The sequence below is a fragment of the Acinetobacter sp. 251-1 genome (assembly GCF_030329305.1).
Taxonomy (GTDB): Bacteria; Pseudomonadota; Gammaproteobacteria; order Pseudomonadales; family Moraxellaceae; genus Acinetobacter; species Acinetobacter piscicola_A.
On record NZ_JACANS010000005.1, the window covers coordinates 148377 to 161085 of the forward strand.

General features: G+C 40.9%; 10 protein-coding genes and 1 pseudogene. 4 read left to right on the top strand and 7 right to left on the bottom strand.

Features of this window, described 5'->3' with window-relative positions; translation table 11 throughout:
- Nucleotides 1-19 precede the first annotated feature (19 nt).
- Nucleotides 20-2914, top strand: coding sequence for a valine--tRNA ligase (locus tag HX129_RS05465; RefSeq protein WP_286433998.1), 2895 nt, complete (start codon nucleotides 20-22; stop codon nucleotides 2912-2914).
- A gap of 293 nt (nucleotides 2915-3207) precedes the next feature.
- Here HX129_RS05465 and HX129_RS05470 read toward each other — a convergent pair.
- Nucleotides 3208-4170 (bottom strand): annotated as a pseudogene (locus HX129_RS05470) (IS5 family transposase).
- A gap of 389 nt (nucleotides 4171-4559) precedes the next feature.
- Between HX129_RS05470 and HX129_RS05475 the strand changes: the two are divergent.
- The 3 genes from HX129_RS05475 (at nucleotide 4560) to HX129_RS05485 (ending at nucleotide 8276) form a co-directional block, all read left to right on the top strand.
- Nucleotides 4560-5789 carry a tyrosine-type recombinase/integrase gene (locus tag HX129_RS05475; protein ID WP_174493566.1) on the top strand — a complete coding sequence of 410 codons (1230 nt, stop codon included), beginning with the start codon at nucleotides 4560-4562 and terminating at the stop codon, nucleotides 5787-5789.
- Between the two features lie 361 nt (nucleotides 5790-6150).
- Nucleotides 6151-7638 carry a PAS domain-containing sensor histidine kinase gene (locus tag HX129_RS05480; RefSeq protein WP_174492241.1) on the top strand — a complete coding sequence of 496 codons (1488 nt, stop codon included), beginning with the start codon at nucleotides 6151-6153 and terminating at the stop codon, nucleotides 7636-7638.
- Complete coding sequence (locus tag HX129_RS05485; RefSeq protein WP_286433999.1) at nucleotides 7629-8276, top strand: response regulator transcription factor; 648 nt, start codon at nucleotides 7629-7631, stop codon at nucleotides 8274-8276. Before HX129_RS05480 ends, HX129_RS05485 begins: the two co-directional genes overlap by 10 nt.
- A 42-nt stretch (nucleotides 8277-8318) precedes the next feature.
- On the opposite strand, the gene HX129_RS05490 is transcribed toward HX129_RS05485, so the two are convergent.
- Genes HX129_RS05490 through HX129_RS05515 form a run of 6 tightly spaced genes read right to left on the bottom strand, consistent with a single transcriptional unit; the run spans nucleotide 8319 to nucleotide 12697 of the window.
- Complete coding sequence (locus tag HX129_RS05490; RefSeq protein WP_286434000.1) at nucleotides 8319-9311, bottom strand: 2Fe-2S iron-sulfur cluster-binding protein; 993 nt, start codon at nucleotides 9309-9311, stop codon at nucleotides 8319-8321.
- Between the two features lie 5 nt (nucleotides 9312-9316).
- Entirely contained in the window at nucleotides 9317-9649 is a 333-nt protein-coding gene (locus HX129_RS05495; protein WP_121974350.1) for a non-heme iron oxygenase ferredoxin subunit, read from the bottom strand.
- Nucleotides 9646-10416, bottom strand: a complete 771-nt coding sequence (locus tag HX129_RS05500; RefSeq protein WP_286434002.1) for an SDR family oxidoreductase — start codon at nucleotides 10414-10416, stop codon at nucleotides 9646-9648. The genes HX129_RS05495 and HX129_RS05500 overlap by 4 nt, the downstream gene beginning before the upstream one ends.
- On the bottom strand, nucleotides 10413-10937 hold the full coding sequence (locus tag HX129_RS05505; RefSeq protein ID WP_286434003.1) for a flavin reductase family protein: 525 nt from the start codon (nucleotides 10935-10937) through the stop codon (nucleotides 10413-10415). The genes HX129_RS05500 and HX129_RS05505 overlap by 4 nt, the downstream gene beginning before the upstream one ends.
- Complete coding sequence (locus HX129_RS05510; protein ID WP_286436041.1) at nucleotides 10924-12195, bottom strand: styrene monooxygenase/indole monooxygenase family protein; 1272 nt, start codon at nucleotides 12193-12195, stop codon at nucleotides 10924-10926. The genes HX129_RS05505 and HX129_RS05510 overlap by 14 nt, the downstream gene beginning before the upstream one ends.
- 34 nt (nucleotides 12196-12229) lie before the next feature.
- A complete protein-coding gene (locus HX129_RS05515; RefSeq protein ID WP_174492235.1) occupies nucleotides 12230-12697 on the bottom strand; it encodes a nuclear transport factor 2 family protein in 468 nt (155 codons plus the stop codon).
- Nucleotides 12698-12709 lie beyond the last annotated feature (12 nt).

The window sequence follows — 12709 nt, forward strand, 5'->3', positions numbered from 1 at the left end:
CTTTTGATCTGTTTTTACTATGACTGATTCAGCGCAAAATATTGCTACAACCTACGATCCGACTGAGATCGAGAGAAAATGGTACAAGACTTGGGAAGAGAATGGTTATTTCCAACCTTCTCGTAAAGGCGACTCATTCTGTATCATGATTCCGCCACCAAACGTCACAGGCAACTTGCACATGGGTCATGGTTTTAACAATGCCATCATGGATGCCTTGACACGTTATAACCGTATGTCTGGTAAAAATACCTTATGGCAACCGGGTACAGACCATGCGGGTATTGCAACGCAAATGGTGGTTGAACGTCAATTGGGCGCACAAAATATTAGCCGTCATGACTTAGGTCGTGAAAAGTTCATTGAAAAAGTTTGGGAATGGAAAGAACAATCTGGTGGTAACATCACGCGTCAAATTCGTCGTTTGGGTTCATCTGTAGATTGGTCACGTGAACGCTTCACTATGGATGAAGGTTTATCTAATGCAGTCAAAGAAGTTTTCGTAAAACTGCACGAAGACGGCTTAATCTACCGTGGTAAACGCCTTGTAAACTGGGATCCAAAACTACAAACTGCGTTGTCTGACTTAGAAGTTGAGTCTGATAAAGAAGAACAAGGTTCATTGTGGCACTTCAAATATTTCTTTGAAGATAAGTCACTACGCACACACGATGGTAAAGATTACATCGTGGTGGCAACCACTCGTCCTGAAACATTACTTGGCGATACAGCAGTTGCAGTTGCACCTGATGATGAGCGTTATGCACACCTTGTGGGTAAAAACATTATCCTCCCAATTACAGGTCGTGCGGTTGCCATTGTTAAAGATGAATATGTTGATAAAGAGTTTGGTACAGGCTGTGTAAAAATCACTCCTGCGCATGACTTCAATGACTATGAAGTGGGTAAACGTTGTGAACTCGCGATCATCAACATTTTCAACAAAAATGCTGAAGTATTGGCTGAGTTTGAATATATCGCAAAAGCGGGCGAACAAATTTCTAAAACTATTCCTGCGCCTGCGGAATACGTAGGTTTAGAACGTTTTGCTGCACGTAAAAAATTGGTTGAACAAGCTGAAGCTGAAGGCTGGTTAGATCAAATTCAACCTTATACATTGAAACCACCTCGTGGTGACCGTTCAGGCGTGATTGTTGAACCTCTACTCACAGACCAATGGTATGTGAAAATTGCACCACTTGCTGAGCCTGCGATTAAAGCGGTTAAAGACGGTGACATTAAATTTGTGCCTGAGCAATACAGCAATATGTATATGGCGTGGATGAACAACATTCAAGATTGGTGTATTTCTCGTCAATTGTGGTGGGGTCATCGTATCCCTGCTTGGTATGATGTTGATGGCAACATCTATGTCGGTCGTGATGAAGCCGAAGTTCGTGCAAAACACAATCTGCCTGCTGATCTTGCACTGAGCCAAGATGAAGATGTACTGGATACATGGTTCTCTTCTGCGCTTTGGACATTCTCAACACTTGGTTGGACAGGCGATGCTGAGAAAGATAAAGAAAACTATTTCTTAAATACTTTCCACCCGACGGATGTATTGGTGACTGGTTTTGACATCATTTTCTTCTGGGTTGCACGTATGATTATGTTTACGTTGCACTTCATGAAAAATGAAGATGGTACGCCACAAGTTCCGTTTAAAACCGTGTATGTGCATGGTCTAGTTCGTGATGGCGAAGGTCAAAAAATGTCGAAGTCTAAGGGTAACGTGCTTGACCCATTAGACTTAATTGACGGTGTTGACCTTGAAACTTTGGTACAAAAACGTACTACAGGTTTGATGAACCCGAAACAAGCTGGGAAAATTGAGAAATCGACTCGTAAAGAATTCCCTGAAGGTATTCAAGCTTATGGTACAGATGCGGTTCGTTTCACGTTCTGTGCGCTTGCAAATACGGGGCGTGACATCAAATTCGACATGAAACGTGTTGAAGGTTACCGTAACTTTGCCAACAAGATTTGGAATGCAACACGTTTCGTTCTGATGAATGTTGAAGGTCAAACCATTGGTCAAGACGTTCGTCAAGACCTTTGGGAACTGCCTGAACAATGGATCGTGAGCCGTTTACAAAAAGCGGAACAAGCGGTTCAGCAAGCCTTTGCGACTTATCGTTTGGACTTGGCTGCGCAAGCGATTTATGAGTTCATTTGGAATGAATACTGTGACTGGTATGTAGAGCTGACTAAGCCTGTTCTGAATGATGAAAATGTGTCGACTGAGCGTAAAGCAGAAGTTCGTCGTGTTCTTCTTGCAGTGATGGAAGCTTCTTTACGTCTTGCTCATCCAATCATGCCGTTCTTGACTGAAGAAATCTGGCAAACGCTTGCACCTATGATCGGTCTTCAAGGTGAAAGCATCATGTTGGCGCAATACCCTGTTGCCGATGCAGCGAAAATCAATGAACAAGCTGAAGCAGATATGCAATGGCTTCAAGGTTTGATTGGTGCTGTGCGTAATATTCGTGGTGAAATGGGCTTAGGTAATGCGCGTTTGTTACCTGTACTTCTACAAAATACCACTGAAGCTGAAAAAGCACAGATTGCTCGTATTGAACCGTTGTTTAAAGCGTTGGCAAAAGTTGAAAGCATTACTTTCCTTGCGGATAGCGAGCAACCGCCATTGTCATCGTCTTCTGTAGTCGGTCATGTGTCTGTATTCGTTCCTATGAAGGGTTTAATTGATCCGAAAGCGGAATTGGGTCGTCTACAAAAAGACTTCGACAAGGTTCAAAAGCAACATGACCAAATTGCCACTAAACTGGCCAATGAAGGTTTTGTCGCGAAAGCACCTGCTGCTGTGGTTGAAGGCGAGAAAGTGAAACTTGCTGAATTTGCTGACCAGTTAGCGAAGATTAAAGCGAATATGGAGCAGATTGCAGCGCTTTGATGCTGTAGTTTGATCTTAGAAAGCCACCTTTAGGTGGCTTTTTTTGCTTTATGATTTATAAATATATCTATTAAAATTAATCAGATATTTAATGATGAAAATTTCAAAAATACGTATTAAAAACTTTCGAAGTCTTAAAAATATCGATTTAAAACCTTCACATATGATTTGTATTATTGGCTATAAAATTATTCTTGAATGGCTCAAAAATTAATATCAATGATTATTATGATTCAAATTAACTTTGTTACACAAACATTCAAAAGCTAAACTCCCCCCCAAGTTATCCAAATTTAAGTGACAACTCGGGTATGAGGTCGACTCAATGCCGTAAATTTATTTAATACTGCCACACGTGTATGCATCTCATCGACTTGGCTTTGGAAATTTCTTGCACTGAGTTTATCGCCCGAGAAACACTGTTTCGTAAGATTTGATGCAATGCATTTTGGTTTCGACCAAACTTCGGCGATGATAGCCTGACCATTTTTTCCATAGTGTTCTCCCTAAACGTTTAACTGTTCGAAGTGATTCATTTCGCTCTAGCGAGCTGGTCTTTGTATCTTTCCAAAGTTTCGTATTTTTTCTTGGTAGAATCACCGCATGCGCTTGTCGCTCTGCAATGACCTGACGGCATTGCTTGGTGTCATAAGCCCCATCAGTATAGACGGATTCAATCTGTTCTTCTTGTGGAATCTGATTCAGTAAATCACCAAGCACCTGTGAATCACTCACATTGTTGGTTGTGAGCTGAATAGCTCGTATTTGAAGGGCTTCAGCATGGATACTAATATGTAATTTACGCCATTGGCGACGATATTCAGGCTGATGTTTTTTACGTTTCCATTTGCCTTCACCTAAAAACTTTAAGCCAGTAGAATCAACAAGTAGATGGAGACCATTACTGCTTTTTTGATAGTTAATCGCAATATCAATATGCTTTTGTCTTCTACAAATAGTGGAATACGAATATCGCTGATATTCGGGGCTGTCCAATCTAATCCACAAAGTTTAATCAGACCTTGAACAAAGCCTGTGACCATACGTAAAGACAGACGGAATAGAGATTTAATCATCAGACAGCATTGGATAGCAACATCAGAATAGGTTTGATTTCGACCATGTTTGCCGTTTGGTTGAGCGTACCATTGAGTTTTGGGATCAAACCAAATAGAAATATTTCCTCGATTTATTAATGCTCTGTTATAAGAAGACCAATGGGTTGTACGATAGATTTTAGGTGTGAGCTTATTCATTTAAGAATTATAATGTTGAATAAGCCTTTAAGAGTAGGTTTATGCAACAAAGCCATCTGTAACTAAAATCTAATTCAATACAAAGCAATTTGATCAAAGCTAAATGAATCCAATACTTAATGTGGGGTAAATATATAAGCAATAAAAAAGCCCTTGTAAAAACAAGGGCTTCTTTAAATATTTGGCGGAAGCGGTGTCCGTATAACAACTATCCCAACCAGTCCAATGAAATATTATAAACACATATTTTACATATACTTAAATAATTCACCATCCTAACCTGTCTTGTCTAACCCTATTAATTCCAGTATTTTATGAGGGGTAAGTTGTGGGGTAAATAAAGACATGCCAAAAAATCAAAGGAACTCTCTGCACTCAGTGTAGCAAAAATTAAAGCAACAGGTCGACACTCTGTAGGAGGCGTTGATGGTTTATGCCTGAACGTCGAAGGTAATTCCCGTGTCTGGATTTTACGTGCTGTGGTAGGCAAACGGTTAGATAAAGATGGGAAGCTAAGACCTCATCGCCGTGATATTGGGATTGGCCCCTACCCTGAAGTTTCTTTAGCTGAAGCTCGTGCTAAAGCCACTGAATTAAGATTACAAATACGAAATGGTATTGATCCAATTGCGTATAAACAAGAACAACTTGAGAAGTTTCATATTCAAAAAATGCGCGATAAAACATTCCGTGAATGCGCAGAAGTTGTTATTACTAATAAAACCCGTGAACTCAAAAATGAAAAACATATCGGACAATGGACATCTACATTAGAAACCTATATCTATCCAACTCTAGGTAATATTAGTATTGGTACAATTACTAAAGTTGATATTGCTGAAGTTCTTAGACCTATCTGGACTGAGAAGAACGAAACAGCTAAACGTATTCGTGGTCGTATAGAAACCATTTTTGATTATGCTAAGGCCATGGGATATTTTGTTGGTGATAATCCTGCTGAATGGAAAGGTAATCTTGAGCCAATCTTGGGGAATGTAAAGCAGGAATCACGCCCTCATCCATCGTTACCTTATGAACAGGTTTATGAATTCATTCAACATCTGAGACAGAAAATAGGAATTTCACCTAAAGCTCTAGAATTTGCAATTTTAACAGCCTGTCGTTCTGGTGAAATTTTTGGAGCTAAATGGCAGGAAATTGATTTCAAGAATAAGGTTTGGATTATTCCTAAAGAACGAATGAAAGCGGAAAAGGAACATCGAGTTCCCCTATCTAAAGAAGCCATTAATTTGCTTAAATCAATTCAACCTTATAGTCAGCCACAAGAGTTTATATTCCCTGCACCGCGTAGTGGTGAAATGCTGTCTGATATGTCATTAACCACATTAATTAAACGTATGCATGAACAGAAGTTTAAAGAAAATGGCTTAGGCTATATTGATCCTAAACAAAATCGAGTGATTACAACACATGGTTTTCGGTCTACTTTCCGTGATTGGTCAGCAGACAAAACTGATTACCCTCGTGAAGTCTGTGAACATGTCCTTGCACATAAACTGCCTGACGAAGTTGAGGCTGCATATTTACGTGGAGCTTATCTTGAAAAACGTAAAGGCTTAATGGGGGATTGGGCTGAATTTTGTGAAAATAAAACATAAATGGCATAAAATTAATCCCATTAGTGATATAGATTAAAAAATATCTCCTTCGAATTTTATGAGGGATTAAACTTATTTAATGAGAAGTTCAATCATTTAAAGTAATCCCGCTTATCTACGCAAATTTAAGTAACAATTTAGATGTAATAGAAACCTGAATAACCTCGAATTTTGCAATCACTATTCAATATTTCACATGCTTTATTACATATGTTTAAAGTATATAATCTAACCTTTCATGTCATTGCATCATACACCTCATTCATGCAATATAATATCATATAACAACAATGTTTTATCAGTCACGATAATCCATCACCTCTACCCGATCGCAGGAAGCCATCTCAGGTAAGGACATAGAATGACCAGTTTAAATTATTATCAAACCATTTTTGATAAAGCAGGCGATGCCATTTTTGTACATGATATTGGCAGTGTACAATTCATGGATGTGAACGAGGCCGCTGTTGTGCTTACAGGATATAGTAAGTCTGAACTGACTCACATGAACGTTGAAAAGATCAGTGCTTTTCATCAAGGTTTCGATTTACATCATGCACTTAAAAAAGTTCAACAAGTAGCAGCGTCTACAGATGAGGCTATTACTTTTGAATGGCTCATTGAGTCAAAAGATAAGCAAAAAATACCAGTTGAAGTCTGTTTAAAGACAGTTGAAATAGAGCAACAGCCTAAACTTTTGGCTTTAGTTCGTAATATTAGTGAAATCAAAAAATATCAGTACGCACTTCAGTCTAAAGACCAATACTTTAAAATTTTATTAGAAAATTCTGCTGATGGTATTGCTATTCTAGACCCTCAAGGCAAATTATTATATGCAAGTGCCTCTTTACAGCGCATTTTGGGGTATCGTGATCGCTTTGTTTTAAACAAAAATGTGTTGAGCGTTATTCACCCAAATGACAGAACCGCAATACGCCAGACTTTGTTTAAACATCCAACGCAAATTTACGATGGTGTACTGCATTATCGTATTTTGCACCACAATGGCGAATGGCATCACCATGAAGCTAGTTTTAAAAATTTACTAAATCATCCTAATATTCAAGGAATTTTAATCAATTATCGTGATATTACGGAACGTATTCAGGCAGAGCAGATTGCCCGTACCCGAGAAAAACAACTGGGACATATGTCACGCTGTAAAACTATGGGCGAGCTTGCAACAGCTCTAGCACATGAGCTAAACCAACCCCTTGCCGCGCTCAACAACTATGTGGGCGGCAGTATTATTCGTATTCAAAATGGTCTAGCGAATACCCCTGAAACCATTGCAGCATTAAATTCAGCCTTGGATCAAACTCAACGAGTAAATCGCATTATTCATAGTATGCGGAGCTTTTTACGTAAAGGTGAAGCCAATTTCCAACATCACTCACTCAACAGCCTGATCCAAGATTTACATCCATTAATTCGGTTAAAAGCAGAACAAGGTGACTGTAAAGTTCATTACGAACTAAATGTACACCCTCTTTATATTCAGGCTGATGAAACGCTATTTAGCCAAGTCATCATTAATCTCGTTTTTAATGCAGTCGATGCCTTACAAAAAAACCCTGTCAGTCAGCGCGATGTTTACATTCGCACATGGCAATACAATCAATACGCCCGCATTGCGATTGCAGATAATGGTCCTGGTTTACAAGGACAAAATCCAGAACAACTATTTGAATCTTTTTATTCAAGTAAAAGTGACAGTATGGGCATTGGTTTAACCTTATCGCGCAGCATTATAGAAAGTCACCAAGGTTATCTTTGGGTCTGTGAAGGTGATACCGGTGCAATCTTTAATATTTCTTTGGCAGCAAAGGAGCGTGCAAAATGTATGTAGCCAATTCTGAAATTTTAGAGCCCATTGTCTATATTATTGATGATGATCAAGATATTTGTAATTCATTAACATGGTTACTCGAATCGGTACAATTGGAAAATAAAACCTTTAACAGCGCCACTGAATTTTTAAATTATCAACGCCCGCATACCCCCGCCTGTTTGATTCTAGATATTCGTATGCGGGGCATGAGCGGTTTACAACTACAGCAACAATTAAATCAGCAGAAAATCCGTATGCCCATCATCTTTATGACGGGTCATGGCGATATTCCAATGTCTGTCAATGCCATGAAAGCAGGTGCTTTTGATTTTCTGGAGAAGCCATTTAACCCACAACATATGCTGAATCAAATTCAAGCATCATTGCAACTTGCAGAACAAAGCTTCATTAAAGAAGAAAAACGCCAACAACAAATGGTCAAACTGAACTCATTGTCTCCGCGTGAAACCGAAATTATCAATTTGATGGTCGATGGATTATCAAGTAAACACATCGCGCAGATGCTCAATATCAGTCATAAAACGGTAGAGATTCATCGCACGCATATCCGTCAAAAATTAGGGACTGAGTCGATAGCGCAAATTATTAATATGGTGTTGTTGTGTCGGGAAAAATCTATACCAGCGATGGGTTAACCATCGCTAGATTGAAAATTTTCAGCAGGATCATGATTGTTTTTAGAAGAAACGATCGAAATGTATTTGTTGTTGCGGAATCCCTGCCCGATGCGCCATCTGCTCAATCGATTGCACCATCGGCGGCGGTCCAGCGCAATATATTTCATGTTGAATCAGCTGCTCACCTAAGACTTCATTGATAACATCATGGATAAATCCTGAACGAATACCGTCTATCAGCTCCAAAGATGTCGCAGGCACATAATTCAGCCGATCACCCAGCTCCGTCCATTCACGAAGTTGGTTTTCTGTAAATAAGTCACGTTGTTCACGCCCGCCATGAAAAAACCACACTTTATGATGTTGTAAATGTGGATTTACAGCCACACCTCGTGCAATCGCAAGCATAGGCGCAAGCCCTGAACCGCCTGCTACACAAACAATCGGGCGTGGCTGCTCTTGTAAATGTGCTAAACCATAAGGTCCATCCATCTGAATTTCAGCTTGCTGACGCGATTGCTCATCAAACAGCAAATTGGTCATTTTACCCTCAGGTACACGGCGTATTTGAAATACCCAAACACCCTCATCATTGGGCAAATTTGACATGGAATAAGCACGTAATAAGGTTTGATTTACCCAAATTAAGGCGTATTGACCAGGAATAAACTGTGCAGGTTCATCTGACTGTAAATGCACTTCTAAAATATCATGTGTGACAAATTGCACATGCTTTAACGTCACCTTTTTCTTCTTTGGCAACACTTTCGGCACGCACTGTTCATCTAAACGAACTTTGATGACACAGTCAGATTTGGGACGACATTGGCATGCCAACAGCCGTCCTTTACGTTTGTCACGGTCGCTTAAACCTGGGGCATCTTCCCACAAGTTTTCCACCTCACCCGACAAAACTTCAATTTTACACGTCCCACATCCGCCTGCATTGCACTCATACGGAATACCCAACCCTTCTCGCAAACCTGCTCTGAGTAAGACATCATCTGGCGCACAATGAAAATCACTTTGACCATCAATTTGAATGTTATACATTGGCCTTACTCCACTAAGTAAACTTGATCTTCACGTACAATGGATGGATAGGTTTTCAGTGCAATCGTACACGGCGCGCCGCAAGGCTCGCCTGTTTTAATATCAAAAGCGCCTGCATGGAAAGGACATTCCACTTCACAACCATCAATCTCACCATCAGCCAACGAAGCATCACCATGGGTACAGGTGTCATCTGTCACATAAAACTCACCATCGTCTAAATGGAAAACCGCCAAGGGCGGATAACCCTCAATAATGACCTGTAAACCCTCACCTTGTGCCACATCAGAAGTTAAGCATAAGAATTTTTCTGCCACATTGCTCATTTTGATATTCATTGGCTTAACTCCTCAATCGGTGACTCTGTCGCTTCAGGACCTAAAATGTGATAGCCGCCATCTGCATGAATCACACTGCCCGTCAACAACTTAGCTTTCGGGCTGCACAGTAAACTCAAAGCCTGAGCCACTTCCTCAGCATCTGCAATACGACCCAATACATGAAAACGTCCTGCCACACGATCAGTTTTGGCACGATCGCCTCCCGCGATCATTTGCATGGGCACAGACCAAGTCCATCCTAAAGATAAAGCATGTACTCGAATTCCATCTTGAGCCAAATCTAATGCCATACTCTTTGTCAGTTGCTCTAAGGTCGCTTTTGAAGCGGGATAGACCCAACGCTCTTTTTGCGCAATACGTGCACTGACACTGCTGATGTTAATGACTGCACCATCCTCACTGCTTTGCAGCAGAGAACGACACGCCTGAACCAAAGCAGCATGACCAAACACCGTCACATTAAAGGTATTTTGCCAATCTTGACGGGTCGATTGAGAACCGTGATCTTCATATAAACATGCCAAATTTATTACTATATCCAACTGCGTCAACTTTTGGCTCAATGCACGAATACTGTCATCATTGGCAAGATCAAGATATTCGTAGCGCGCTTGAGTGGCTTGTGCAACAAGCTGACCTTGCGTTTGGTTAATGTCAGCAATAATGACTTCTGCACCCAAACTTTTCAGCTCTTGTACAACGGCTTGCCCAATATGTGTTGCTCCACCCGTCACCAAGACCACTTTTTGCTTTAAGTCTGTCATGAAACCTCCTTATACTCAGGCCATTCATTGAACTGACCCTTGCAAAACAACAGTGGACGGTGGTTACTGTGGCGACAGTGTTCAATTTTACCGATAAAAATTTGATGATCCCCAGCGGCAATTTGTTGCTCACGCTTACAGATAAATTGCACCACACAATCTTCTAAAACAGGTGCCTTGTGGTCATGGAGCTTCCAAGTGCCATGCTGAAATTTATCCGCAATGGGTTTCGCAAAGTTCAAACCAATCTCTTGTTGCTGTGACGCTAATATGTTTATGGCAAAATATTCAGCCGATTCAAATACTTCACGGCTTGGTGAATGGTTCACCAAACTCCATAACACCAAAGCTGGATCTAAAGACACCGAACTAAATGAGTTAATGGTTAAGCCTATAGGCTGTTGGTTTTGGTCTAGACAGGTCACAATCGCGACCCCTGTGGCAAATCTACCGAAAGCTTGACGCAGCGATTTTGCCTCAGCCAAATCAACGTCCTGCCATAATCGTTCAAGCAGCTGCATGTTGGAACTCCTTGCGAGAGAGATATTCTTTCGCACCTGCTTCACTATCAACTGCAGGCCAAAAACCACGCGGATTGTTAAAGTGCCCCATAAAATCATCTGCAATCACTTGATTTTGTGTTGCCGCACCTAACACTTGTAGAAGACTTTCACTCGGTGGATTGAGCAATAAATTTGTAAAATCAGTGGTATATCGACCTGATTCATTCCAAAATTGTTCAAACACGTTTTGCATCCAATCTGCACTAAATGCCTGATCAGCATGCGCTAAAATCGCTTGAAGATAATGCTCAACCATACGTGTTGCATTGTTCGCACCTTGTCCTGCAATCGGATCATTGACGATCACAGTGTCACCAATGCCCCAAATTTTCGCGCCATTTGCTAAGGTCGCAACAGGATCACGCACTTCAGGACGGAATGCGCCTTTTAACCACGCATTTGGATCACTCAGCTCCATGTTATCGACCATACGGAAACTTTGATCAGGTGTTACTTTTGCAACAGCTTCTTTCATGCGTTGCAGCATTTCTTCGCCATTGCTGACATCATCAAAAATATCCATTGGACCATTCGGCACACATTCAAACAAAAAGCTACGACATGGACCATGCGTATGGCTATAGAACGGCATACTGAAATATTCGCCCGCACCCGCAACAAAGTTAAAGTGTAGCGTTTGAGCAGGTTGACCTTGCCAACTCTGTGGACCACACAAGTCATCACCCACCACCAAAGCCGCAGCCAATTTACGTGGCGGTGTTTGATGCACTGAACGTGACTCATTCCGTTTAAACAAACTGGTGATATTGCCCTTGCCTGCCGCTAAAATCGTGAGATCATTGTCTGCTGCAATCTGCTCTAAATCTTCAGGACTGACATTTTGTAGCACCAACTTGCCACCACGGCGTGGATATTCTTCTAACCAACGGTAATATTTGGTCCGTTGATCCATGGCTATGCCTTTGTTCTCATGTAAGAACCCTGTTAATGGCAGTGCAATAGCACCATTTGGAGCACGAAAATCGACATGAATCGCTTGACCGTGATGTGCTTTACCATCCCAAAAATTCAACCCAAGTTTGCGTTCAAATTCCAAGGTGTTTGCAAAGAACATCGTGGTACTGACCATACGACCATGTAAAAGTTCATCCGCAGGACGATCTACATATAAAGTGACATCATATTTGTTTTCAAGTAACGAAAACGCCAATAATAAACCTGCTTGTCCACCACCAATAATTGCAATTTTTCTCATTTTAAATTCCCTTTTGGCTGTACTGATGCCATGTCTATATGTCTGTTTTTGGAAAGGGTTGATTGAAGGTTAAATTCAATTCAACACGTTCAAACTTCCATTCACCTTCATCATTACGCCGTATTTCAGTTTTATAAAATCCACCTAAACAACTGGTTTTGGCTGTCTGACCCGTTGTCGCCAAGTGACAGACTTCCCATAGCATCCAAGTTGCTTCAGCATGATGTTGATCAAGTACTGCAATATCGGGCATTGCCATAATATGCAGACTCCACAGCACTTGTGCTTCTGCAATACTCGACAATCCTTTTAAAATATTGTCCCGCCCTTGATATGCTCCAAAGCCATTGGCACACCACACCGCATCATCATGAAAAAGATGCTGCAAAATGGCTGGATTGTTGCGTTGATCGGCCGCTGTCGCATAACGGCCGATCAGGCTACGAATCGCCTCACAGGCCTCCAGAGCATTTAAACGCTGTTCTAGATTGTGTTGGCTCATCTTGAGATCCTT